Origin of the sequence: Rhizobium anhuiense, from assembly GCF_003985145.1 — a bacterium.
Classification (GTDB): Bacteria; Pseudomonadota; Alphaproteobacteria; order Rhizobiales; family Rhizobiaceae; genus Rhizobium; species Rhizobium anhuiense.
In genome coordinates, this window is record NZ_ML133539.1 from 88,730 (window position 1) to 113,255 (window position 24,526).

At 60.8% G+C, this 24,526-nt stretch carries 26 protein-coding genes and 1 tRNA gene; 18 read left to right on the plus strand and 9 right to left on the minus strand.

Annotated elements, in window-relative coordinates:
- Positions 1–10: 10 nt before the first annotated feature.
- Positions 11–445, minus strand: a complete 435-nt coding sequence (locus tag EEQ99_RS30670) for a CBS domain-containing protein (protein ID WP_011652090.1) — start codon at positions 443–445, stop codon at positions 11–13.
- Positions 446–536: 91 nt separating this feature from the next.
- A complete protein-coding gene (locus EEQ99_RS30675; RefSeq protein ID WP_097623416.1) occupies positions 537–1,328 on the minus strand; it encodes a rhomboid family intramembrane serine protease in 792 nt (263 codons plus the stop codon).
- Positions 1,329–1,591: 263 nt separating this feature from the next.
- Between EEQ99_RS30675 and EEQ99_RS30680 the strand changes: the two genes are divergently transcribed.
- From EEQ99_RS30680 to EEQ99_RS30710, 7 genes are all read left to right on the plus strand, one after another.
- The gene (locus EEQ99_RS30680; protein ID WP_174824517.1) at positions 1,592–2,239 is read left to right on the plus strand and encodes a PAS domain-containing protein; all 648 of its coding nucleotides are present in this window, start codon (positions 1,592–1,594) and stop codon (positions 2,237–2,239) included.
- A 123-nt stretch (positions 2,240–2,362) separates the two neighbouring features.
- Positions 2,363–2,974 carry a PilZ domain-containing protein gene (locus EEQ99_RS30685; RefSeq protein ID WP_047615292.1) on the plus strand — a complete coding sequence of 204 codons (612 nt, stop codon included), beginning with the start codon at positions 2,363–2,365 and terminating at the stop codon, positions 2,972–2,974.
- Positions 2,975–3,348: 374 nt separating this feature from the next.
- Positions 3,349–4,323, plus strand: coding sequence for a prolyl aminopeptidase (pip, locus tag EEQ99_RS30690; RefSeq protein WP_127431648.1), 975 nt, complete (start codon positions 3,349–3,351; stop codon positions 4,321–4,323).
- 375 nt (positions 4,324–4,698) lie between these two features.
- Positions 4,699–5,304, plus strand: coding sequence for a transglutaminase-like cysteine peptidase (locus EEQ99_RS30695; RefSeq protein ID WP_047615296.1), 606 nt, complete (start codon positions 4,699–4,701; stop codon positions 5,302–5,304).
- Between the two features lie 203 nt (positions 5,305–5,507).
- Positions 5,508–6,293 (plus strand): hypothetical protein, encoded by a 786-nt coding sequence (locus EEQ99_RS30700; RefSeq protein WP_097623414.1) that lies wholly within the window; start codon positions 5,508–5,510, stop codon positions 6,291–6,293.
- Positions 6,294–6,430: 137 nt separating this feature from the next.
- The gene (locus tag EEQ99_RS30705; RefSeq protein WP_127431649.1) at positions 6,431–8,032 is read left to right on the plus strand and encodes a D-alanyl-D-alanine carboxypeptidase; all 1,602 of its coding nucleotides are present in this window, start codon (positions 6,431–6,433) and stop codon (positions 8,030–8,032) included.
- A 113-nt stretch (positions 8,033–8,145) separates the two neighbouring features.
- A complete protein-coding gene (locus EEQ99_RS30710) occupies positions 8,146–8,421 on the plus strand; it encodes a hypothetical protein (RefSeq protein WP_047615302.1) in 276 nt (91 codons plus the stop codon).
- Positions 8,422–8,501: 80 nt separating this feature from the next.
- Here the strand turns inward: EEQ99_RS30710 and EEQ99_RS30715 are convergent, their stop codons facing one another.
- Complete coding sequence (locus EEQ99_RS30715; RefSeq protein ID WP_047615304.1) at positions 8,502–8,939, minus strand: DUF1489 family protein; 438 nt, start codon at positions 8,937–8,939, stop codon at positions 8,502–8,504.
- Between the two features lie 60 nt (positions 8,940–8,999).
- Entirely contained in the window at positions 9,000–10,403 is a 1,404-nt protein-coding gene (locus tag EEQ99_RS30720) for an L-serine ammonia-lyase (RefSeq protein WP_127431650.1), read from the minus strand.
- Positions 10,404–10,702: 299 nt separating this feature from the next.
- On the opposite strand from EEQ99_RS30720, the gene EEQ99_RS30725 reads away from it, so the two are divergent.
- Complete coding sequence (locus EEQ99_RS30725; protein WP_127431651.1) at positions 10,703–11,104, plus strand: VOC family protein; 402 nt, start codon at positions 10,703–10,705, stop codon at positions 11,102–11,104.
- Positions 11,105–11,143: 39 nt separating this feature from the next.
- Here EEQ99_RS30725 and EEQ99_RS30730 read toward each other — a convergent pair whose 3' ends face one another.
- On the minus strand, positions 11,144–12,307 hold the full coding sequence (locus EEQ99_RS30730; protein WP_127431652.1) for an acyltransferase family protein: 1,164 nt from the start codon (positions 12,305–12,307) through the stop codon (positions 11,144–11,146).
- A 306-nt stretch (positions 12,308–12,613) separates the two neighbouring features.
- Here EEQ99_RS30730 and EEQ99_RS30735 point away from each other — a divergent pair, with 306 nt between their 5' ends.
- Positions 12,614–13,378, plus strand: coding sequence for a DUF599 domain-containing protein (locus EEQ99_RS30735; protein ID WP_097623437.1), 765 nt, complete (start codon positions 12,614–12,616; stop codon positions 13,376–13,378).
- Positions 13,378–14,367, plus strand: coding sequence for a heparan-alpha-glucosaminide N-acetyltransferase (locus tag EEQ99_RS30740; protein ID WP_097623410.1), 990 nt, complete (start codon positions 13,378–13,380; stop codon positions 14,365–14,367). The genes EEQ99_RS30735 and EEQ99_RS30740 overlap by 1 nt, the downstream gene beginning before the upstream one ends.
- Before the next feature lie 24 nt (positions 14,368–14,391).
- Here EEQ99_RS30740 and EEQ99_RS30745 read toward each other — a convergent pair whose 3' ends face one another.
- Both EEQ99_RS30745 and mgtE read right to left on the minus strand, forming a co-directional pair.
- The gene (locus EEQ99_RS30745; RefSeq protein WP_018242133.1) at positions 14,392–14,784 is read right to left on the minus strand and encodes a MerR family transcriptional regulator; all 393 of its coding nucleotides are present in this window, start codon (positions 14,782–14,784) and stop codon (positions 14,392–14,394) included.
- 63 nt (positions 14,785–14,847) lie between these two features.
- Complete coding sequence (gene mgtE / locus EEQ99_RS30750) at positions 14,848–16,263, minus strand: magnesium transporter (RefSeq protein ID WP_047615313.1); 1,416 nt, start codon at positions 16,261–16,263, stop codon at positions 14,848–14,850.
- Positions 16,264–16,517: 254 nt separating this feature from the next.
- On the opposite strand from mgtE, the gene EEQ99_RS30755 reads away from it, so the two are divergent.
- From EEQ99_RS30755 to EEQ99_RS30765, 3 genes are all read left to right on the plus strand, one after another.
- On the plus strand, positions 16,518–17,012 hold the full coding sequence (locus tag EEQ99_RS30755; protein WP_097623409.1) for a peptide deformylase: 495 nt from the start codon (positions 16,518–16,520) through the stop codon (positions 17,010–17,012).
- 81 nt (positions 17,013–17,093) lie between these two features.
- Positions 17,094–17,603 carry a BON domain-containing protein gene (locus tag EEQ99_RS30760; RefSeq protein ID WP_097623408.1) on the plus strand — a complete coding sequence of 170 codons (510 nt, stop codon included), beginning with the start codon at positions 17,094–17,096 and terminating at the stop codon, positions 17,601–17,603.
- Between the two features lie 310 nt (positions 17,604–17,913).
- Positions 17,914–18,279 (plus strand): hypothetical protein, encoded by a 366-nt coding sequence (locus EEQ99_RS30765; RefSeq protein ID WP_047615317.1) that lies wholly within the window; start codon positions 17,914–17,916, stop codon positions 18,277–18,279.
- A gap of 60 nt (positions 18,280–18,339) precedes the next feature.
- Here EEQ99_RS30765 and EEQ99_RS30770 read toward each other — a convergent pair whose 3' ends face one another.
- Together EEQ99_RS30770 and lipB are read right to left on the minus strand one after the other, a co-directional pair.
- Positions 18,340–18,984, minus strand: a complete 645-nt coding sequence (locus tag EEQ99_RS30770) for a methyltransferase family protein (RefSeq protein WP_047615318.1) — start codon at positions 18,982–18,984, stop codon at positions 18,340–18,342.
- Between the two features lie 250 nt (positions 18,985–19,234).
- Positions 19,235–19,954 carry a lipoyl(octanoyl) transferase LipB gene (gene lipB, locus EEQ99_RS30775; protein WP_047615320.1) on the minus strand — a complete coding sequence of 240 codons (720 nt, stop codon included), beginning with the start codon at positions 19,952–19,954 and terminating at the stop codon, positions 19,235–19,237.
- A gap of 182 nt (positions 19,955–20,136) precedes the next feature.
- On the opposite strand from lipB, the gene EEQ99_RS30780 reads away from it, so the two are divergent.
- The 5 genes from EEQ99_RS30780 to EEQ99_RS30800 all read left to right on the plus strand — a co-directional run.
- A tRNA-Leu gene (locus EEQ99_RS30780) sits at positions 20,137–20,221 on the plus strand.
- A gap of 97 nt (positions 20,222–20,318) precedes the next feature.
- On the plus strand, positions 20,319–21,269 hold the full coding sequence (locus tag EEQ99_RS30785) for a DMT family transporter (RefSeq protein ID WP_174824518.1): 951 nt from the start codon (positions 20,319–20,321) through the stop codon (positions 21,267–21,269).
- Positions 21,270–21,366: 97 nt separating this feature from the next.
- Positions 21,367–22,071 (plus strand): hypothetical protein, encoded by a 705-nt coding sequence (locus EEQ99_RS30790; protein ID WP_097623406.1) that lies wholly within the window; start codon positions 21,367–21,369, stop codon positions 22,069–22,071.
- Between the two features lie 75 nt (positions 22,072–22,146).
- Positions 22,147–24,156 (plus strand): acetyl-CoA carboxylase biotin carboxylase subunit, encoded by a 2,010-nt coding sequence (locus EEQ99_RS30795; protein WP_097623405.1) that lies wholly within the window; start codon positions 22,147–22,149, stop codon positions 24,154–24,156.
- A 114-nt stretch (positions 24,157–24,270) separates the two neighbouring features.
- A partial coding sequence (locus EEQ99_RS30800; protein ID WP_164735995.1) for an alcohol dehydrogenase catalytic domain-containing protein occupies positions 24,271–24,526 on the plus strand: 256 nt, incomplete at its 3' end.

The window sequence follows — 24,526 nt, forward strand, 5'->3', positions numbered from 1 at the left end:
GGCAAAAACCTCAGCCGGCGATATAGGCCTTGATTTCCTCGGCCTCACGCTCGACTTCGGCGATGCGCGATTTCACCACGTCGCCGATAGAGATGATGCCGGCAAGCTTGCCGTTGCTTTCCACCGGCACGTGACGGAAACGGCGGCTGGTCATCAGCTCCATCAGCTCGTTGACGGTCGTCTCCTCATGGCAGCGGTAGACCTTTGCGGTCATGACCTGAGCGAGCGAGTGATCGAGGCCTTCCTTGCCGTGCTTGGCGATCGCATGCACGAGATCGCGCTCGGTGAACATGCCCGAAATCCGGTTTTCCATGCCGACGACGACGATCGCGCCGATCTTCTTCTTGCTGAGGATGGCCGCCGCCTCGGCGACGGTGGTGTTCGGCCCGGCAGTGACGACGTCCCTGCCCTTCAGGTCGAGGATTGCTTTGACTGAACTGGTCATTCGAACCTCCTATGTCCGTGAAACACTTGTCACAGGCATCCGCGGCGGTTTCTCCCCCCAGCGCGGATAAGGCAATCGTGCACTGCCCGGCTCAGGATTGCAACACATCCTTCTCGGTGCCCGCAGGTTCCATCACAGGCGGGCGCGGCGCCCGGTCGAACAGCGAAAACAGGAAGAAGCCGAAGACGAAGCCGCCAATATGCGCGTCCCAGGCAATCGCCTGATCGCTGTCGCCGACGAGCGGGATTCCGACGGCGATCAGGGCGTTACCGACCAGCCAGAGCAGCATGAAGATGATGACGGTGCGGCTCTTCAGCGCCTCGAAGATGGAAAGCCGGGCATTGAGATGCGCCGGCAGCATCGGCCGTCGTTCGGCTGGAAAGGCGAATCGGCAGGCAGCGCCCATCAGCCCGGAGATTACCCCTGACGCGCCGATCAAAAGCGACACGTCCCCCCAGTTCAGGACCGCGTGCAGGGCAGCGGATGCGACGGAGGAAAAGAGCCAGAAGAGTACGAAACGCAGCGTCCCGATACGGCGCACCACGGGCGCGCCGAAGGCCATCAGCCAGAACGCATTAAAGACGATATGCTGAACGCTGCCGTGCAGCAGCGAATAGGTGACTGGCGTCCAGAACAGCTCCGGCCCCTGCTGCGACAGCGGAATCACATAGCGGGCGGGAACGAAGCCGAAGGTGAAGAACAGCCAGTTCAGCGCATCGTCGGAGAGCAAGAGCTCCTGCACCGCGTAGATGGCGGCCAGCAGGCAAAGGCTGAAGAACAGTGCCGGCGGAAGGTTGAAGACCGGTTCGCGCGCTGGCCGTGCCGGCGGCTGGACCTTGGAAGGTTCGGGCGCCTCGTTCGGCTCGGCCGTCTGCTCATTCATCTGCGTATCGCCTCGTTGAGGCCACAGCCATACAGGAGCGACTGTCAAAAAAAAAGCCGTCCGAAGTGCCGGACGGCGTGTCGGGAGTTCGAGGAAAAGACCTCGGCCCGGGCAGGTTGTGCTGAACTTCGAAAGTCGAAGCGATGCGGGACAGTGGCACGACTGGCGCAGCACCTCAACCGAAACCCTTTCTTAACCTTAACCGCCGCGGTTTGGCATGAAATCCGCAAGGTAGAGCCTGTAGGGGCAATGAGTGCCCGAAAATGATCCGGAATGGGACAGGTTGGTGTGAAATGCGTGTGCAAACGACCATCGAAATTTTTGACTACTGGAACCGTATCCGCGGCGCTGCCGATGCGCCGCTGAAATCAGAGGTCGAACCCTCCGCCGTCCCGCATCTGCTGCAAAGTCTCTTCATTCTGGAGGCGCGCGAGGGCGGAGATATTGGTTTCCGGCTCGCCGGCACCCGCATCTGCGATCTCTTTGGCCATGATCTGCGCGGCGAACGTTTTTCATCGCTCTGGGCCCATGGCCAGCACGCCGATATCGAACGCACGGCGATGGGCGTCATGGACCATGCCATGCCCGCCCTGTTCAATGCCACCGGCTACAGCACCGTCGGCCATCAGGCCTCCTTCGAGATTATCATGATGCCGCTGCGCTCACCGAACGGCGCCTGTGATCGGTTGCTCGGCGCCATTGCCCCGACTGCGGCTGCGAGCTGGCTGGAGATCGTACCGCTCGAATTCCTGGCGCTCGACCGCAGCCGTCTGCTGCCCGGAAAGTTCGGCAAGGCAGCACCCGTCGAACTGCGCCCCATCAACGAGATTGTCGCCGGCAGAAGCGCCCGTTTCGGACAGGTCATGCGCCGCATGGTGTCGCAGCTGCTGATGAGTGCGGAGGCGCGCTGAGGGTTTCGTTTCGGGACATCGGGCATACTCGTTTTCGGCTATGTCGGGACGAGACGGAACAACCTTCTGTTAATGGATTGCGGGTAATGATCGGACTCTCAGATTTGATGAAGAAGCCCTTTGATGCACTCGTTCCAGCCAGCTCAGACGCAACGACCTGCGCCGCGCCCTGAACAGGGCGTTTTTCAGCGTGTGCCCATCAACATGCAGGGCCGGCTGATGCTTGCGAACTACGAGGAGTTCGAATGCATGGTGATCGACATGTCGCCCGGCGACATGTACGTCACGTGCTCCGGGCGGCCGCGCGCCAACGAACGCGTCGTCGCCTATATCGATCATCTCGGACGCGTCGAAGGTTATGTCCAGACGCTCGATGGCCGCGGCTTCACCATGTCGATCAACGCCACCGACCGGAAGCGCGAGAAGCTCGCGGCCCAGCTCACCTGGCTCGCCAACAAACATGAACTCGGCCTGCCGGAAGATCGCCGCCACGACCGCCTGACGCCGCGCGACACGAAGACCGAGCTGACGCTCGAAGACGGCACGCGTTATTCCTGCCGCATCATGGACCTTTCGCTGTCTGGTGCTGCCGTCGACGTCGAGATGCGTCCCTCGATCGGGACGGCGGTGCGCCTCGGCAACATGCGCGGCCGCGTTGTGCGCCATTTCGTCGAAGGCGTGGCGATCGAATTCCTGTCGATCCAGTCCCGCGAGACGCTGCGCGAATTCCTGTAACAATGGCTGAAAATGAGGCTGCCCTGCCGAGGGTTCTGTGGCGGGGGCAATTCTTGACGGGCTTCCATCGAACGCGATTGCCGGATCCGGCGCGCACCCGGTCAGGTCGTGTTGAAAAGCCTGCACTTCATGGCAAGAGCTTTGCAAGTGGCAACAAATCCGGCTTTGGAAGGCAAGCGTCTATTCCTGTCGCAAGTCGTTCCATCCAGTCGGTAGATAATATTATGAGTGGAACAAGCTGCGACACCGATCGGCGCCCGATGAGGTCGCCCAGGATTGTGCAGTAATTTGCGTCCGGGAATGCCCCGCCCTCGCCCATCTTCCCTTTGTCAGCGATATGATGGATAAGGTCGGCTTCGACCGCAGGGGCACCGATGTCAGCTCTCTATTCGGAAATCGAACCCTATGATCATGGTCTGCTCGATACGGGTGACGGCAATCTGATCTACTGGGAGGCCTGCGGCAATCCGGCGGGCCAGCCGGCGCTGGTGCTGCATGGCGGACCGGGCTCCGGCTGCTCGACCACGGCGCGGCGCTATTTCGATCCCGGTGCCTACCGAATCATTCTGTTCGATCAGCGCAATTGCGGCCGCAGCCTGCCGAGTGCTGCCGATCCCGAAACCGATCTCTCCCTTAACACCACCTGGCATCTCGTGGCCGACATCGAGCGGCTGCGCACCTGTCTCGGCATCGACACCTGGCTGCTTTTCGGCAATTCCTGGGGTTCGACGCTGGCGCTCGCCTATGCCGAAACCCATCCGGAGCGGGTCGCGGCGATCGTCCTGTCAGGCGTGACCACCACCCGCCGCTCGGAAATCGACTGGCTCTCTCGCGGCATGGCGCCGCTCTTCCCGGAAGAATGGCACCGTTTCCGTCAGGCCATTCCCCCAGGGGTGCCGGGTCGAGAGGAAGACATGGTTGCCGCCTATCATCGTCTCCTCAACGATCCGGACCCGGAGACCCGCCTCAAGGCGGCGCGCGACTGGCATGATTGGGAAGCGGCCTCGATCCTGCTTGCTGATCCCCAAGGCCTGCCGCGCCGCTGGGCTGATCCCGCCTATCTGCTGACGCGCGCCCGCATCATCACTCATTACTTCAGCTATGGCGCATGGCTGGAGGATGGCGAACTGCTGAAGAACGCCACGCGGCTTGCCGGCATTCCCGGTATCCTGCTGCAGGGAAGGTTCGACATCGAGGCGCCGCTCGTCACTGCCTGGGAACTCGCCCGCGCCTGGCCGCAAAGCGAGCTCAGCGTCCTTCCGCGTGCTGCCCATTCCATCGCAAATCCGGACATGAGCGCGGCGATCGTCGCAGCGACCGATCGATTTCGCGATATCCAGCAAAAATAATTTTCCCGCCGGCATCAGGGGTCTGAGCGATATTCCGCTTTTGAACCGACCGAATCGGTCCATTCCGGCGACCTTTCCGGCCGGTCGCACCCCGCCTGAGATCGCCAGCCGGCCACCGAAAATTATCCGGCTCAACGAAAACCCTTAACATGAGGACGGCAACGCAACCTCTTGGCGGGTGAAAGCCTTGTTGCGTGAATTACAATTTTAATCGATTTCGCGACAAATCCGCTTCGAATTTTATGCGCATTCGAATCTGTTTTTAGCCAAGTTTTATCGGCATTTGAATCAACTAAGCCTTTAATTCTATTGCGTAATTTTGCGTGAGGTAAAAACGTCTGTGCCATTGTCACCCTAACTTACGGGGAGACGGCAATGACAACTGCAAATATCCTGAAAGGCGGCCTTCTGGCCGGTGCCATCACCATGGCAATGGCGGGTTCGGGACAGGCGATGCCCGCCAGCATGGCCCTGGCGGGCAATGCCAGCCCGCCGATCGGACACTATGAATTCTGCAAGGCGAATCCAAAGGAATGTGTCGAAGTCGGCGGCGATGCCGGACCGGCCATCCTCACCGAGGATCGCTGGAAGGAAATTCTCAAGGTCAACTACGCCGTCAATTCGACGATCCAGCCGATGACGGATGAGCAGATCTACGGTGTCGAAGAGCGTTGGGCCTATCCAACCACCGTCGGCGACTGCGAGGACTATGCGCTGCTGAAGCGCAAGATGCTGATCGACGACGGCTTCTCGCCGTCCGATACGCTGATAACAGTCGTGCTCCAGCCGAATGGCGAAGGCCATGCCGTGCTGACGGTCCGCACCGATCACGGCGACTTCATCCTCGACAACATGCGCAACAAGGTGCTGCTGTGGTCGGATACCGAATACACCTATCTGAAGCGCCAGTCCGCCGACGATCCGGCCCGCTGGTCGAAGCTTCAGGACGGCCGCGCTGTCGCGGTCGGTAGCGTCAAGTAGGAACAAGCCTGCCGGCCATGTCGGCTGCAGTCTGCGGCCCGGTCAGTCCCCGCATCCCGTCCCCGACCGGCGCCCAAGAGCCGTTCCCGCTGTCCCGGGAACGGCTCGCCCCTTTTTTAAGGCTTGCCTTCAGCCCCTTAGCAAATTGTTAACCATACCGATCCGATCATACCGATGAGATTCATCATCGGTACCGGCGGCTCATGTTCTTCCTGGGGCGGACCGAAACGCGAAGAACCACCATGAGCCATGCCGCGCACAGCGCAACCGACGAGCAACCGCTTCTTTCCATGGGGTTTCTCTTCCGCACGATGGCGGTGATCGCCATTCTGGCGGCCCTGACTATTGCCATCAGCATCGGCGGCCGTTGGTTCGGCAGGCATATCTCGCTCGCCGGCAACACCGACAGCACGGCTGAAATCATGCTGGCCATCGGCCGCGACACCGTCAAATTCCCGGAAAATGCCATCCGCTTCCCCAGTCAAAGGCATGAGGGCGCTGCCGAGCGCGTCGATCTCTACCTCGCCTGGCCCGAAATGCAGGGTTACGGCAAGGAAAATCACCTTCGATTCGACGATGTCGCTCAATCCTCCGGCCTGATCTTCCTGCAGATCACACAGAGCACCATGTCGCGCGACATGTCGGGGCGGCTGGAGCCGATCTATTCGCATCTGCTCGAAGGACCGGCCGAGCCTTTCCGCGACGGACTGACGCTGCATCGTCTTCGCGCCGATGCCGGTTACGGTGACGAAGTGTTGCTGACGGCGCCCCTCAAGGGCAGGCCGGACTACGTCGTGCGCTGCATTTTACCTTCAGCCCCGGACAAGGCGGCGAGCGGAGATTGTCAGCGCGATATCAAGGTCGGCAGGGATCTCAGCGTTCTCTACCGTTTCTCGAGCAGCCATCTCGACGAGTGGGAACATATTGATGCCGCTATCCGCACCTTTGTGGACGCGCGTCTTGTGAACCGTTCTGCGACAGGTCCCTAAAATGCCCCCCGGACAGCGAAATAAACGATTCATCATAAACGGATTGGTAACGCCCAACCGGTAATTTTGAAAGACGAGCTGTGCGGCGGGAGGTGTGCGGTTCCTGCCCCAATATCCGAAATGCCAAATATCTGAAAATGCAAGCGAAGAGTGGAATAGTGTCAAGGTCAGTCTCCTCCGTATCATCGTCCCGATCCGGCAGCTTTTTCGCAAAGCTGCTGGCGATCCTTTCGGTGGCTGTCACGATCGTCCTGGTCGATTCGGTGAATGCCGACGCGGAAGCGGCGAACCCGAAATATGCGGGCATCGTCGTCGACGCCAAGACCGGCAACGTTCTCTACAGCGAGAATGCCGACCGGCTGCAATACCCCGCCTCCCTGACCAAGATGATGACCCTCTACATGACCTTCGAGGCGCTGGAGCAGGGTCGCATCCGTCTCGATACACCGGTTCCCTTCTCCGCCCATGCGGCAGCCCAGGCGCCGACCAAGCTCGGCGTGCGCGCCGGCGGCACGATCACCGTCGAGCAGGGCATTCTCGGCCTCGTCACCCTGTCGGCCAATGATGCAGCAACCGCACTCGGCGAAATGCTAGGCGGCGGCAGTGAGGATCGCTTCGCCCAACTGATGACCGCCAAGGCACATGCGCTCGGCATGACCCGCACCACCTATCGCAACGCCAACGGCCTGCCGAATACGGCGCAGATGACGACAGCCCGCGATCAGGCCCGCCTCGGCATCGCCCTTCGTCAGCATTTCCCGCAATATTACGGCTATTTCTCCACACGCGCCTTCAAGTTCGGCAGCCGCACGATTCGCAGCCACAACCGCCTCGTCGGTTCGGTGCGCGGTGTCGACGGCATCAAGACCGGTTACACCCGCGCTGCCGGCTTCAACCTGGTGAGCTCGGTGCAGGTCGACGGCAAATCGATCGTCGGTGTTGTGCTCGGCGGCGCCTCGACGCCTGCCCGCGATGCCCAGATGCGCAATCTGATCGCCACCTACCTGCCGAAGGCATCGAGCCGCGGTGGATCGTCGGCGCTGATCGCCCAGGCAGCCCCTGCCCCGGCGATGATCGAAACACCTGCTCCGGTCCAGCCGCAGAAGGCCCAGCAGAAAGCTCAGCCGCAAATGGCCCAACAGCAGGTCGCAAAGACGATCACCGCAGCGCAGCCGCCGGTCTCTGCCACCGCTGCCGATCTCAGCCTGCCGCATAAGGGGCCGATGCCGGATGCCCGCTATCAGGTCGCCGAGACCGAAGTCGCTTATGCCGAGACCGCTCAGTCGAAATCCGACAATCCGCTGGTAGCACAGCCGATGCCGGCGCCGACCAAGGTCAAGACCATGACCTTCAAGCAGCAGGCCTCGGTCACGGTACCGACGCCGGCGTCCGCCTCCATGGCGCCGGAACAGGGCGATACCGCTGTCGATAACGTCACGACCGCTTCGACCACTCCCTCCCCGACTCGTGCTGCTTCAATCAGCAACGGCCCGACCGGCTGGGTCGTGCAGGTCGGCGTCTCGCCGAGCCGGCAGATGGCCATGGACCTTCTGGAAAGCGCCAAGAGCAAGGGCGGCAAGGCACTGGCCTCGGCAAAGCCTTTCGCAGTCGCCTACGCCGCTGGAGGTGACCAGCTTTACCGTGCCCGCTTTGGTGGCTTCGACGACCAGCGCGATGCGGTCAACGCCTGCAAGGCCTTGAAGAAGGCCGGCATCAAGTGCTGGGCGGCTGCCCAATGAGCTATTCGATGCTGCCTGCAAGATGGCCGGCGGCATCGGTAACGGCCGGAATCGGTGTTTGCGTTTCCGGCCACAATTCTTGAACTCGATCAGTATTGCGTACGAGGAAAACAATGGCGATCAATGAGAATTTTCCGGGAGTGCCTTCAGACCGCCGCACGGCGACCAAAGGGCGCTCATCTCTGCATCCGCTGCACGAGGCGGCTTTGCGCCTGGCCGAGATCGGCCTGCAGCGGCCGAAGGCGAAATCTCCGAAGACCCGGGATCTCATTAATCTGCTGCTTTGCCATGGCGCGCGCGCCTGGCGCTATTCCCAGCCCGAAGCCCGGATCCACCTGCATGTGACCTCGCCGGACGGCAGCGCGCCGGTGCAGTTGCGCCTGCGCTGAACTGCGGAGAGTGGCAGCGTCTCCGATCGGACGGCTGCCACACGCATAAATCGTTCGGAAATTGTTTCTGATTTACGGGCTTACAGCAGGCCAAGTTCCGTAAGCTCGCGGCGAAGATCCGCGGGCATTTCGGCAATGCCGGCGCCAAGGCTTGTCAGGTCGCGCGGCACGTCGTCCTCAGTGTAATAACGCCAGCCCTGGAAGGGACGCTTCGGCTGCACCGCCGTCTCGATGACCTCCGGGCCGAGCACCAGGCGGCAGCGCGAAATCCCCTCGCCGTCCGTGAAGGTCTCGATGCCGAGCAGCTTCTGCCGTGCCTGCACCTGCCCCTTGATCACCCAATAGAGCGAACCGCCGTCAAGCAGCTCCTCCATGCGTTTCGGCACCATGCGCGTCGTATGCACCGAATGCGGCTCGAGGCCGGCGGCAATGGCGCGCAGCGCGCGTTCCGCCACCCATTCGCGCAGATCGTCTATCGAGTCGGCGCCGACACAGAGTTTGATGAGATGCAATGCCATGCTGCCGTTGAAATCCTTTTGGCAGCGAGCGTCAAGAGCAAGCTTCCAGCGTCCACAAACTCAGCATTCGACGACATTGACGGCGAGTCCCCCGGTCGATGTTTCCTTGTATTTCTCGCTCATGTCGTGGCCGGTCTGGCGCATCGTCTCGATACAGGCATCGAGCGGCACGAAATGCTGGCCGTCGCCCTTGACGGCAAGTGATGCCGCGGTGACCGCCTTGACCGCGCCGAGCGCGTTGCGCTCGATACAGGGAACCTGCACCAGGCCCGCGATCGGATCGCAGGTCATGCCGAGATGGTGTTCGAGCGCGATCTCGGCGGCATTCTCGATCTGCTCCGGCGTACCGCCCATGACCGCGGCAAGGCCCGCGGCCGCCATCGCCGCCGCCGACCCGACCTCGCCCTGACAGCCGACCTCGGCGCCAGAAATCGACGCATTGTGCTTGATGATGCCGCCGATGGCAGCCGCCGTCAGCAGGTAGTCGCGAATACCGTCCTGATCCCAGTCCTCGTGGAAATGTTCGTAATAGCGGATCGTCGCCGGAATGACACCGGCAGCCCCGTTGGTCGGCGCCGTGACGACGCGCCCGCCGGCTGCATTCTCCTCGTTGACGGCCATCGCATAGACGCTGAGCCAGTCGTTAGCGAGCAGCGGGTTGACGCGGTTGCTGCGCCACTCCTCCTCGAGCTTGACGTGAATCCGGCGGGCGCGACGCTTGACGTTGAGGCCGCCGGGCATGATGCCCTCGACCTTGAGGCCGCGCTCGATGCAGGAGCGCATCGCTTCCCAGATGCGGTCGAGGCCCTGATCGAGCTCCTCGCGGCTACGCTGGCTTTCTTCGTTCGCCCGCTTCATCTGCGCGATCGACAGTCCGGAGCGCTCCGCCATCTCAAGCATCTGCTTGGCGGTGGCGAAGGGATAGGGGACGCGCGTTCCGCCGGCCGCGTTCTTCTTCGCCCGCATCTGTTCGAGCTCGGTGTCGGTGACGACGAAGCCGCCGCCGACCGAATAATAGATGCGCTTGAGGAGCAGCCGGCTATCCCTGTCATAGGCCGAGAAGATCATGCCGTTGGCGTGGCCGGGCAACGGCTGTTTCTTGTCGAAGATCAGGTCGGTCTTCGGCTGGAACTGATAGGCGGGATGGCCCGCCGGCGTGATGCGGCCGGTGCGCTCCACAGTATCGATGATGCCGTCCATTTTGTCAGGATCGACGCTGTCGGGCGCCTCGCCCATCAGCCCGAGAATGACCGCCCTGCCCGTGCCGTGGCCGATACCGGTATGGGCGAGCGAGCCGTGCAGGCTGACCTTGATGGCTGCGACCTGTGCGCCCGACGACGGGCGCGGCCATTCACTCGACAGGATCAGGTCGAGAAACCGGTTGGCCGCCGACATCGGACCCATCGTGTGCGAACTCGACGGCCCGACACCGATCTTGAAGACATCGAATACCGAGAGAAACATGGGTGCGCCTTCTGAATACAAGGATGCAAGCATAAGCGGGGCCGGTTTAAAATCCGCGCGGCACACCGACATCGCATGGAGCCGGTGCGACATTCGGTGCACACGAGAGCGTCCCGCGTCCAATGGGACGCTCCAGCACTTTGAGTTTGCGCATAATCCTTTCCGAAAATCGAATCCGATTTTCGGGGTTATGCGCCAAACCAAGCGGTCCGCCTTGTCAGTCACTATAGCATTTCAAATGGGAAGGTTTGCACAACTTGTCCGTTGTTAGACGAGACGACACATTGTAAATTGAACGCATGGCGCTCAAACGGATGGACAACGTAGGAATCGTCGTCGACGACCTCGGAGAGGCGATTGATTTCTTTGGCGAGCTCGGTCTCGAGCTCGAAGGGCGGACCACGATCGAAGGAGAATGGGCCGGACGTGTCACTGGACTGGGCGATCAGCGCGTCGAGATTGCCATGATGCGCACGCCGGACGGTCACAGCCGGCTCGAACTCTCCCGCTTCCTCACGCCACCCACTGTCGCGGATCACCGCAATGCCCCGGTGAACGCTCTGGGCTACCTTCGCGTCATGTTCACGGTCGATGATATCGACGAGACGCTTGAAAGGCTCCGCAGGCGCGGCGCGCAACTCGTGGGCGAAGTCGTGCAGTACAAGGACGCGTATCGGCTCTGCTACATCCGCGGGCTTTGAGGGCTTCTCATCGGACTCGCCCAAGAGCTCAACTGAGCACTATGCGCGAAGCTTCTCGTCGCGACTATCCTGAATGACCGTGCCGTCGGCCCCATCCTGGGTTTCGGGCATAGCGCCGTGCAGCAGGCGCTTTTCGATCTCTTGCAGGTTGACGATCGCGCGATCCATTTGATCGGCCGGAGTTTCGTGCGGAACCATGCGCGTGCGATTATTCTGCCATAGCCTGACCAGCAGCCGACGACCGGGAGCCTCGATCGTCTCGTGGATGAACCATGCCCCGGCTACCGCTACGAAAAGCGTCGCCACGATGAGCGCCGGTTCGGGCATCAAGCCATCAAAAGTCAGACGCGCCAGGAACATTATGGGGACATGGAAAAGGTAAAGTGAAAAGCTGATCTTCCCGAGAAACCGTACTGGTGCAGCTGCCAGGACATCTGCAGCGATCGGGGGTTGTCGAGCGACGAGCCCGACGATGACGGCTGCGGACACCGCGCTTTGCAGGCTCCAGAATTCAGGGGAAAAGCCCGGGAAGATATGCCTGTAAGTGAAAAACACCGCCAGAAGGAAAAGCGTTGAAATTCCCGTGAGGGTCGATGGAATCCAGCTGCTCCAGTAGGAATGCATCATCCCGGCAAGTGCGCCGAAAAGAAAATAAGGGAGCTTGGAGACGAGCAATATTCCCGGGCCTGGCAATTCAACCAGTCCGTCCACGACGACGACCACGGTCAGGCCCACAATCATGCCGCTATAGCGTTGCGGCTGGGCCAAGCAAAGCCACAGGACGGGAAAGAGCAGATAGAATTGGATCTCAGGTGGTATCGACCAGAAAACACCACTGGAGCCGAGAAGAAAGACATGGCGCACAAAATCCGCGCCGCCCGCGATCGGCTGAACAAAATCCAGATTTTGCACGCTCGACAGCATCGCTACCAGAACGACGGCCGCCAGATAGACCGGGTAGATGCGGGCAAAGCGGCTCACAAGAAAATCCAACACGTTTTCTCTCGTGACCGGCCGTGAGCCGTAGAGATGAGCCATCAGGAAGCCGCTAAGAGCAAAAAACAAACCGACAGCTTCGTCGCCCATCGACACGAGATGCGGAGCTGTGATTGGAAAGATAAAGCCAATATGGGCTCCAACGACCAGAAGCGCAGCGACACCGCGCAGGCCATCGAGACTCGGGATGTAATCCGGCCGGCTCATGGGTCACTTTTGAATCAGCTGTTCAGGTTCAGTCCTGAACAATTGGCCATCACAACTTTACAAGCGGTTAACACGGTGCGCTCTCGTCTGCCGGTTGCCACGCAAGCTCGTTGATAACAGGGATTTCAGCGCGCTCCCTCCGGAAGATGCCGGTCGGTTGTCCACTAAGCCTTGTCGTTTCCCGACGGCTCTATTATGCCGAAGTGCCGCATGGCCAAAAGCCCGCGTATAGCCGCCGAACTCGGCCATACGGCACAATCCGACTTGCGGCATAGTGGCCGCGTTCATGCGGAGACTGAATCACTGATGACGACGGCGGATTATATCGCTCTGGCCTTCTTTGCCTGCGTCTGGATGGGCTATTCCTGGCTGCTGCACGGCCGCACCTTCTTCGGACGCACCAGCCTGACCCATGCGATGACCGAACGGCGCCGGGAATGGATCTACAATTCGCTGCGCCGCGACCTGAAGATGATCGACACGCAGATCATGGCCGGCTTGCAGAACGGCACCGCCTTCTTCGCATCCACCTCGATCTTCGCGATCGGCAGTTGCTTTGCCTTGCTCGGCGCGACCGAGAAGGTCGACGCCGTCTTCGCCGACCTGCCTTTCGTCTTTCATGGCGGCCACGCCGTTTTCGAGATGAAGGTCGGCGGGCTGGCTGCGCTTTTCGGCTACGCCTTCTTCAAATTCGGCTGGTCCTACCGGCTGTTCAACTACTGCACCATCCTATTCGGCTCGATCCCAATGATGCGCGACACCGAGCGCGACGTCATCGCCGCCGAGCGGGCCGCCGAACGCGTCATCCGCATGAACGTCATTGCCGGCAGTAATTTCAACGAGGGCCTCCGGGCGATCTTCCTGTCGATCGGCTATCTCGGCTGGTTCATCAACCCTTATGTCTTCATGCTGACCACGGCGATCGTCATCTTCGTGCTGGCGCGGCGGCAGTTCTTCTCGGAGGCGCGACTGGCGATCATGGATGCCGGCCCGCCATCAAATCTCAACCTTTCTGCTATTCGCCGCGACAGGCCGTCAAGCGGCGGACGTGATTTGCCCGAGGGACTTTGATGACATTGCCGGCAACGGAAACCGATGTGGTGACAAAACCGCCGCGCATCGGTCTATTGGATACGGCGCGCGGCGTCGCGCTGATCGCCATGGCGAGCTACCATTTCAGCTGGGATATGGAGTTCATGGGCTATCTCGCGCCGGGCACGGCCGAGACCGGCTGGCTGAAGATCTATGCCCGGGCGATCGCCACGACCTTTCTCTTCATCGTCGGCATCAGCCTGGTGCTCTCGAGCAAGCCCGAGATTCGCTGGCCCTCCTTTTGGAAGCGCTTCGGCATGATCGCCGCGGCAGCCGCGGCAATCTCGATCGCCACGCGCATCGCGATGCCGGACGAGTGGATCTATTTCGGCATCCTGCATTGTATCGCGGTGCTCACCCTTATCGGCGTTGTTTTTTTGAGACTGCCGCTTGCCTTCACCCTTATCGCCACGCTCGCGCTCTTTGCCGCCTGGATCACCGATAATTTCGGTCCACCCGGCCTGCTTCGCTCGTCCTTCTTCGATCCCCGATATCTCGCCTGGATCGGCCTTGCGGTGATGCCGGAACGATCCAACGACTACGTGCCGCTGTTTCCCTGGGCAACGCCCTTCTTCGCTGGTTTAAGTATTGCCTCGATCGCCATCAGAACCAGACTGCTGCACCGGCTTGCCGCCATCGGCACCGGTTCCTGGTGGCCGGCAAGGCTTGGCCGCCACAGCCTTGCCTTTTACCTCATCCACCAGCCGGTATTGATCGGTATCACCTATGGGCTTTCCCTCGTGGTCCCACCGCAGGCGCCTGATCCGGTTGCGACTTACCTAAGGCAATGCAACGCCTCCTGCGTCATGCAGCAGGGCGAAGCTCTCTGCCGCAGCTTCTGCGAGTGCACGCTGGAGAAATTGCAGGCGCAGGCCCTGTTCACGCCACTTCAGGCGGGCGCGATCGATATACAGAACGACGAGCGGGTCCAGACAATTGCCGCAGAATGCAGCGCCGAGGCTGAATGAATTCGCCGACAATACCGCGCGTGATCAGGTGGTGACGCCGATTTCGGCCAGGCGGCCGAGGCAGGTCTCTTCGATAGCGTCGAGTTCCGCCAGCGTGTCGTCGATATCCTTGCGTTTCTGGCGCAGGTCGTCACGCTTCTCATCGACGCGCTTCATCAGGAGCTTCAGCTGGCCGAGTTCGCCCGGCGGCTCCTTGTAAACCTGGATGATCTCGCGGATTTCGGCGATGGTGAAACCGATGCGCCGGCCGCGGAGAATTTCTGCGATGAGCCGCCGGTCGGCTTGTCGAAACAGGCGGGTGCGCCCACGCCGCTCCGGATGGATCAGTCCCTCGTCCTCGTAGAAGCGGAGCGTGCGCGTCGAGACCCCGAATTCGCGCGTCAGTTCCGTTATGCTATAAAACTTGTTCACCGGCATGTGTTCCCCGTCGTCGGACAGACGATAATATTGACTTTTACGTAATAGTCAATTTTTGGCGGCTCAGATACCGAACCACCAGGTGGCGATACCGAGAAAGGCGAAGAAGCCGGTACAGTCCGTCACCGTCGTGACGAAGACGGAAGAGGCGATCGCCGGGTCGGCCCCCACCTTGTCGAGCAGCAGCGGCAGCAGGATGCCGGCAAGGGCTGCCGCTATCAGATTGATGATCATCGCCGCCGCAATCACGCCGCCAAGCTGGTAGTCGTGGAACCAGGTGCCTGCGATCGCGCCCATGATCGTTGCGAAGACGATTCCGTTCAGGATGCCGACGCCCGCCTCTCTGCGGATGATGCGGCCGGCATTGTAGATGTCGAGATCGCGAGTGGCGAGCGCGCGCACCGTCACCGTCATCGTCTGCGTGCCGGCATTGCCTCCCATCGAGGCGACGATCGGCATCAGCACGGCGAGCGCGATCATCTTCTCGATCGAGGCGTCGAACAGACCGATGACGCTTGCCGACAGCATCGCCGTACCGAGGTTGATTAAAAGCCACAGGAAGCGCGAACGCGCCGTCGAGAGCACATTGTCGGATAGCTCTTCGTCGCCGACGCCGCCGAGGCGCTTGATGTCCTCGTCGGCCTCCTCGTGGATGACGTCGACGACGTCATCGATGGTCAGCACGCCGACCAGTCGGCCGTTCTCGTCGACGACAGCAGCCGAGAGAAGGTCGTACTGCTCGAAAAGCTGAGCAGCCTCCTCCTGGTCCATCTCGGCAGGGACCGGATGGTTGGTCTCGCGCATGATCTGCTCGATCTTCGTCTGCCGCTTGGTGCGCAGGATCTGATCGAGATCGACGGCGCCGAGCAACTTGAAGGTCGGATCGATGACGAAGATCTGCGAGAAGGAATAGGGCAGATCCTCCTCGTCGCGCATGTAATCGATCGTCTGTCCCACCGTCCAGAACGGCGGCACCGCGACGAATTCCGTCTGCATGCGGCGCCCGGCCGAGCTTTCGGGATAGTCGAGCGCCCGGCGCAACCGCACCCGCTCGGTGAACGGCAGCTGGGCAAGGATTTCTTCCCGGTCTTCCTTGTCGAGATCTTCGAGAATGTAGACGGCATCGTCCGAATCGAGCTCGCCGATCGCCGCGGCGATCTGCTCGTTCGGCATCTGGTCGACGATCTCGCGGCGGATCACCTCGTCGACCTCGGTCAGCGCCGTCATGTCGAAATCGTCGCCGAGCAGGCGCACCAGCGCCAGGCGCTGATCCGGCTGGATCGCTTCCAGCAGGTCGCCTATTTCGGATTCATGCAGGCGGGCGACGTTCTGGCGCAGGAACAGCGTGTCGCGGTCGGCGATTGCGGCGCCGACGAGCGCCAGAAAATCGCTGCGGACATTGCCGTCCTCGTCGTAGATATCGGCTTCCTCGCCGTCAGGACGCCTGCGAATGCGGTCTTCCCCGTCGGTGGTCGTCATCTGCCGCCCTCGCACCTGGTTCGAATTTCAACGACTGCCGTGCCGCATTCGCAAATGTCGGCCGAAAACACATTGTCAACAAGCGGATAAGCGAATCCCGCGCGAGGCTCCCGCAGCCGGAATTCTTGGCCCCTGCTAGCCCAAAGCATTCGCGTCGTAAAGCGGCAAACCGTGCTTCGTGATGACAATGCCTGCGGCCGGCGATAGTTTCCTCACCCGTCCAAGCAGAGCCCGTCTAAGAGGAAGCCAGCCCCATGCCCATCCGTCCGATTCTGCGTTATCCGCATCCGGGTCTGAAGACAGTCTGCGCGCCGGTGACGGCATTCGATTCCTCACTCACGGCACTTGCCGACGACCTGCTGGCGACCATGCGGGCCGCGCCCGGCGTCGGCATCACCGCCGCCCATATCGGCGTCTTCAGCCGCGTGACCGTGCTGGAGCTCAACAGGGCCGACGGCGTACGTCTCTACGTCAATCCGGAAATCACCTGGTTTTCGAAGGAGACGATGAGCCATGCCGAAGGCAGCGTCTCCATGCCCGGCGCGACCGACGAGGTCACGCGCCCGCGAGCGATCCGATTCCGCTATCAGGATGCAGAAGGCGCCATGCACGAGGACGCCGCCGAAGATTTCCTCGCCATCTGCATCCAGCACGAGGTCGACCAGCTCGACGGCATTTTCTGGCTGCAGCGCCTCTCGCGGCTGAAACGCGAGCGTCTCGTGAAGAAATGGGAAAAAACGTCGGCCTGACAAATCCCCTCCACACCGAACCATTCGCTGATGCCGGCGTTTCCAGCAAAGGAACCCGGCAAAAAACAAGGAGCGACTGCAATGGCAAGGATCGGTGACAAGACCCAGTTCTCCCGGGAAAAGCCTGAGCTTTCCCGCGAAGAAGATTATCGCGACCTCGAGGAACGCAATCTCGACGCCGGCTGGCCCTATGCCGACGGCACCGGCGCCGACCCCGCCAACCGCCCCTATGGCGAGACCGCAGCCAATTTTGACAGCGATCCCAACAAGGGCTTCCGGGTCGATGGCACGGACGAGGACGGTAACGAGAATCGCCTGAAGGATTCGCTGCGCGCCGATACCATCGACCGCGATGAAAGCGACGACCTCGAAGCGCGGGTCAACGACAATCTCGAAAACATTCCTGAAGTCGACATCGACAGCATCGAGGTTCACGCCGACGGCCACGTCGTCACCCTGGAAGGCTCGGTAGAGACGATCGGCATCGCCCGCAAGGTCGAACTCGCCGCGCTTTCGGTCGATGGCGTCCATCATGTCCGCAATAAACTGCAGCTGACCGGCGTCGACGCGCATATTCCGAACGAGGACTGACACCCAACATACCGATCATAAGCGGGAGGCGCCAAGGCCTCCCCACCCCTCCGCCTACATTACCAAAAGTTAACAATTTAAGATTGCAGGCCGATCCATTTTTGTGAGTGCCGTATTTTGTTATTTTGCTTAGGCGGCTTGCGTAACGAGAACGTCAATTTCGTTGACAACACTGTGATTTCATTTGGACAAAAGGTCGCGGCTACGTCGCCATCTTTTCACAAAATTGCCTGAATTGGGGCGCGAACTCGTGCGTGCCGAGGGTTAGTTTATGTTGTGGAATTCAACAGCAGATTGAGGAGATAGACCCATGCGCATCAAATTTGCCCTTGCCGCGTCCCTGTTCGCCGTCAGCCTTGCAGGCGCTGCCTTCGCCCAGCCGACCTATTCCGACGACTACACCAATGACAGCGACGGTTTTGCACCGAGCCCGGTGTCGAAGCCGGCCCCGGTCCATTACAGCAGCCGCAAGGCCCCGGCCTATTCCAGCGACTACACCAATGACAGCGACGGTTTCGCCCCGAGCGCCATGGCGACCCCTGCCGTCGACAAAACCGCAACGGCGAGCATCGCCCCCCTGCCTCCGTGCCACAGCATGATTGGCCCCAAGGGCTCCCACACCAAGGGTGCCGACAGCGGCGCATCCCGCACCGAAGCATGCCGGGCAACGCATTGATCCGATAAAAGAAAGGGCCGGAAATCGGCCCTTTCTTTTTCGATCTATTTGTCTGTCGTTTCAGAATAGGAATGGAACGAGCCGGTAACGGGTTCTGCCCATGAAGGCCTCGTAAGCAGGATCCTGTTTGAGCAGGCGCTCTTCCGCCAGAAGGCGGAAACACTGCGCGGCAAGGGCGGTCGCATAGATGGCAAAATTCCAAAAGCTCGGATGGGCCAGGAAGAAGCCGATATGCGTCATCAGATAGCCCGCATACATCGGATGGCGGATAATCTTGTAGGGTCCACCGATCTTGACGCCACGATTGGCCGGCACCAAGCCAAAGCTTCGCCGCAATGTCAGCTTTGCCGATATCTGCAGGATGAAACCGAGTGCCATCACCGTCCCGCAGAGTGCGAGCGGCGCGAGAGGCGTGGTCGCGGAGGGTGAGACGAGCAGCGGGAAGAGCGTGCCGATGGCGGTGACCGTCCAGTCAAAAAGGCGCAGCGACGCATTTCTCGTCGGTCGGCGTGTCAGGATCAGGAAGGCCGCAGCGCCCTCCGAAACGATCAGCAGGAAATCGATGATCGCCCGGTTATCCTGCATCTGCGGCAGGACACGCATGACGATCGCGACGAAAAAATACCCGATGAGGACCTTCTCGACAATATCGAGAACGAAATACACATCGAAGATCGACCAGCTTGCCGCTGAGTTTTTTTTCATTGTCCGCAAGACTTCCACATCCACAGCGTTGTGATGTCCTATATATTTGACACCGCTAATTATAGGTTAAGACCTTCACCCACATCTCGCAGTGCAGCGATTTGATTTGCTGATCCTGACCCTAAAATGCGCCAGGGGACGTCGTCCGAAGGGAAATGGGCGCTCAAGAACTGCGCGTCTACCATGTCGCGCGACGCATTGATCCGCGGAAAAATGCAAATTGCCCCGGACAAGTCGCCGTCATGCTGAGTCAGTTCTCGCCCGTCGTTTCGCCGAAAACCGACTCGAAGGCGGTGCGCAGCCGGATATCGACATCGGCCATCATCACGGGCAAGCCAAGATCGACGAGACTGGTCACGCCATAGGCTGATATCCCGCAGGGCACGATCCCGCCGAAATGATCGAGATCCGGATCGACGTTAAGCGACAGTCCGTGGAAGGTCACCCATTTGCGCAGCCTTATGCCGAGGGCGGCGATCTTGTCCTCGGCCATCGTCCCGTCCGCCAGCAATGGCTTTTCCGGCCGACGCACCCAGACGCCGACGCGATCTTCACGTCTCTCGCCACGAACATTCATCATGTCGAGCGTGCGGATGACGACATCCTCAAGGGCGGCGACGAAGGCGCGCACGTCCTGGCGCCGCCTTTTCAGGTCGAGCATGACATAGGCGACGCGCTGGCCGGGTCCATGATAGGTATATTCACCGCCACGCCCCGTCGCAAAGACCGGAAAACGGTCCGGCTGGACGAGATCGCTCGCATTGGCGCTGGTGCCGGCAGTATAGAGCGGCGGATGTTCGACGAGCCAGACGAGCTCGTCTCCGCCATCTGATATCACCGCCACCTCGCGCTCCATCGTCGCCACCGCCTCCTCATAGGCAACGAGGCCATCGGCGATGCGCCAGCGTACCGGGCGGGTGCCGGGTTGGGGAAGCATGGAGAATTCGAGATCGGTGCGAAGCATGGCCATTCCTTGCCGCTCTCCCCGAAATGCCTGCAAAAAAGGGGCGGCAGGACCGCTATATGGACCCGTTTCGGGGCCAATTCAAATGCTGTGAGCGGTTTTCAAAAAAACTGTCATATCGCCCTTGTGCACCCCAGATGCTTTTGCTACATGCTGCCCCGCCGACGCAAATCGGCACCTACCACGATGCGGTCGTGGCGGAATTGGTAGACGCGCAGCGTTGAGGTCGCTGTGGGGCAACCCGTGGAAGTTCGAGTCTTCTCGACCGCACCATTTCCCTTCAGGGGAGCGCTTTCTAAGCGACGATTTCGACATCACCTCGAAGCTATTTGCGGCTGCCTGGCTTGATCGCCCGGCTTTGCCGTGATTGATGGCGTCATCCTCGCAAGAATCAGCAGCCATGTCAGAGCCCCATCAAAATTCCCTGCAGGGCATGGCCATCATGTCCGGCGCCATGCTCATCCTGCCGACCATGGATGCGATCGCCAAATACATGGCGACCTTCGAGGCGATGTCGCCGGGTCAGGTGACCTTCTATCGATTCTTCTTCCAGATCGCCTGCACCCTGCCGATTCTTTTCGCCCTTTTCGGGCTCAAGGCGCTTTCGGCCCGGCGGCCGTGGATGAACCTGCTGCGCGGTGCGCTGCATGGGGGCGCGAGCCTGCTGTTCTTCGTCGCCGTCAAATACATGCCGCTTGCCGATGTCTTCGCCATCTATTTCGTCGAGCCTTTCATGCTGGCCGCCCTGTCGGCGCTGTTTCTCGGAGAGAAGGTCGGCTGGCGGCGCTGGATAGCGATCGTCGTCGGATTCGGTGGCGCGATGATCGTCATTCAGCCAAGCTACGAGATTTTCGGCCTGAAGGCGCTGCTGCCGGTCGCCTGCGCCTTTCTGTTCTCGCTCTATCTCTTCCTCAACCGCGCCATCGGCGAGGCCGATTCGCCGCTGACCATGCAGACGATGGCAGGAATCGGCGGAACGGTGTTCATGGCCGCCGCCCTTCTCGTCGGCAACAGTTCCGGCAATGCCGATTTTGCCGTCTCTCTGCCCTCCTCCGGTCTCGGCCTTGTCCTGTTGCTCGCCCTCGGCACGATCTCCGGATATGCGCATATGCTGGTGGTCCGGGCTTTCCGCCTCGCGCCGCTGTCGCTGCTTGCGCCGTTCCAATACTTCGAGATCATCTCGGCGACCGTTCTCGGCTATGCGCTGTTCAACGATTTCCCGAGCTTTTCCAAATGGATCGGCATCTTCATCATCGTTGCATCAGGCCTCTTCATCATCTGGCGCGAGCGGTTGCAGGCGCAATCGTTAAAATCCTCCTGACCCCGGGAATATCGGGTTAACTCCGCTTCTTGAGGGATCGTCAATTCGCAGACGATAAAACAGTCTCCGGTTTCATGATGAAGCCTGGAGTTAAAACATGAGCGAATTTCGTCTCGCTTTTCCGGCCTGTGTCGTGGCCGGCAAGCATCGGCTGACGGCCGAAGATATTATACTGTTGCGCAAACATGCTTTTCCGCATGGCATTCGGACATCCGACGATGTCGTGGCGATGTTGGCGCTCAATAATTCCTGCCCTGAAAAATGTGCCGCGTGGAACGCTTTCTTCGTCGAACAGCTCGCCGGTTTCATCGTCCATTATACCTATCCGCAAGGCTCGCTTGATGAAATCAACGTCGCCTGGATCATGCGCATGTTCACGACCGATGGTGTCGTCAACTCGGCGCTGGAACTCGAGCTCATTCTCCATGTCATGGAGGTCTCGGCCGATGTCCCGGGTGAATTGAGAGCGCTCGCCCTCGATCAGCTCCGCCTGGCGATCACCGACAATATCGGTGGCTACAAGCTGTCGCGTGCCGTCGATCGCCGGGGCATTACCCGCCAGGACGTCGATTTCGCGATGCGCATCTTCAGAAGCGTCGCCGAAGGCGGCATCATCCCGGTCTCGCCGGTCGAATACGGCGTGCTCCAGCAGATCGAGCAGGCAACACTGGCCGGCGCCAATCATCCGCATTGGGCGGGGATCATGGCCGCCGTCAAGCTGCGCGAATATGCCGAGCCGCGGCGCAGCCGCTGGCTGCGCATCGTCGACGAAGAACCCGTCTCGGAAGCAGCCGTCGCCTGACCCTCCGCAAGCCTGATTGTGCGTTCCGGTGTTTTGTGCGTAAAACTCCGGGATGCATTTCTGGGTGGAGTCTCGATGTTCAAGAAAATCCTGATCGCGAATCGCGGCGAAATCGCCTGCCGCGTGATCAAGACTGCGCGCCGCATGGGCATTCAAACCGTCGCGGTCTATTCGGATGCGGATCGGGACGCGCTGCATGTCGAGATGGCCGACGAGGCCGTGCATATCGGCCCGGCCGCCGCGTCGGAAAGTTATCTGGTTGCCGAAAAGATCATCGCTGCCTGCAAGGCGACTGGCGCCGAGGCGGTGCATCCGGGCTACGGCTTCCTCTCCGAACGCGCCTCCTTCTGCGCCGAGTTGGAAAAGCAGGGAATCGTCTTCATCGGCCCGAAGCCGAAGGCGATCATGGCGATGGGCGACAAGATCGAATCGAAGAAATTCGCCAACGCCGCCGGAGTCTCCACCGTGCCCGGCCATCTCGGCATCATCGAGGATGCCGTCCATGCGGAAGTGATATCAGCCGGGATCGGCTATCCCGTCATGATCAAGGCTTCGGCTGGCGGCGGCGGCAAGGGCATGCGTATTGCCTGGAACGAGGCGGAGGTGCGCGACGGCTTCGAGCGCGCCCGCTCGGAGGCGAAGAGCTCATTCGGCGACGACCGTGTCTTCATCGAGAAATTCGTCGTTGAGCCGCGCCATATCGAGATCCAGGTCCTGGCCGATGCACATGGCAACGTCGTCTACCTCGGCGAACGCGAATGCTCGATCCAGCGGCGGAACCAGAAGGTCGCGGAAGAGGCGCCCTCGCCTTTCCTCGACGAAAAAACCCGCAAGGCGATGGGTGAACAATCGGTCGCCTTGGCGAAAGCCGTCGACTACCAGAGCGCCGGCACCGTCGAGTTCATCGTCGACCGCGACCGCAATTTCTATTTCCTGGAAATGAACACCCGTCTGCAGGTCGAGCACCCGGTGACCGAACTCGTCACCGGCATCGATCTCGTCGAGCAGATGATCCGTGTCGCAGCGGGCGAGCCCCTTCCCTTTGCTCAAGGAGATGTCAGGCTCGACGGCTGGGCGATCGAGAGCCGGCTCTATGCCGAAGATCCCTACCGCAATTTCCTGCCCTCGATCGGCCGCCTGACGCGCTACCGCCCGCCGGCGGAAGGCAGGACCGGCAATGTCGTCATCCGCAACGATACCGGCGTCTTCGAGGGTGCGGAGATCTCGATGTATTACGATCCGATGATCGCCAAGCTCTGCACCTGGGCGCCGACGCGGCTCGAGGCGATCGAGGCCATGGCCCGGGCGCTCGACGGCTTCGTCGTCGACGGCATCGAACATAATGTTCCTTTCCTGGCGGCGCTGATGAAACATCCCCGCTGGCGCGAGGGCCGGCTTTCCACGGGCTTCATCGCCGAGGAATATCCCGATGGTTTCGCGCCGATGAAACCGGAGCCGCAAGAGGAGGCCGTGCTTGCCGCCATCGCGCTTTCCGCATCGCTGATCGAGGCGAACCGCCGCGAACGTTTCGCCGATCGCCTGCGTGCTGCATCGGGCGCGCTGCGCGAGCACTGGGTGGTCAAAATCGGCGACAACCACGTCGCCGCAAGATTGCTCGACGGTCTCGTCACCATCCCTTTCGATATGGACATGGCGATCGAGGGCGAGAACCGGAGTGTTGTCACCGACTGGAGACCGGGAGACCCTGTGTGGAGCGGCAAGGTCGGCGGTCGCGACATCATCGCGCAGGTCCGTCCCGTTCTCAACGGGTTGCGCATCGACTGGCAGGGGCTTTCGGTGAGGGCCAAGGTGTTTTCGCCACGTCATGCCGAACTCGACAGGCTGATGCCGGTGAAGCTGCCGCCCGATACCTCCAAGCTCCTGCTCTGCCCGATGCCCGGCCTCGTCATCGCCATCGCCGTTGCCGAGGGTCAGGAGGTCAAGGCCGGTGAGACGCTTGCGATCGTCGAGGCGATGAAGATGGAAAACGTGCTGCGCGCCGACCGCGATCTCGTCGTCTCCAAGATCAATGCTGCAGCCGGCGAAAGCCTGGCCGTCGATGCCGTGATCATGGAATTCGCCTGAAAGGGAAAGACCGGGCGGCCGGGTGTTTTTGCTTGAGCCGAGTTCGTCGACCATGCCAAGCTCGAGCCCGATAAATCAGCTGGGAAGCAACAAAATCAGCAGGGAGATATGAAGATGGACGTTCGCGCCGCCGTTGCCGTTCAGGCCGGAAAACCGCTCGAAGTGATGACCGTGCAGCTGGAAGGGCCGAAGGCCGGCGAAGTGCTGGTCGAGGTCAAGGCGACGGGCATCTGCCACACCGATGATTTCACTTTGTCGGGCGCCGATCCGGAAGGCCTGTTTCCGGCCATCCTCGGCCATGAGGGCGCCGGCATCGTCGTCGATGTCGGCCCGGGCGTCACCTCGGTCAAGAAGGGCGACCACGTCATTC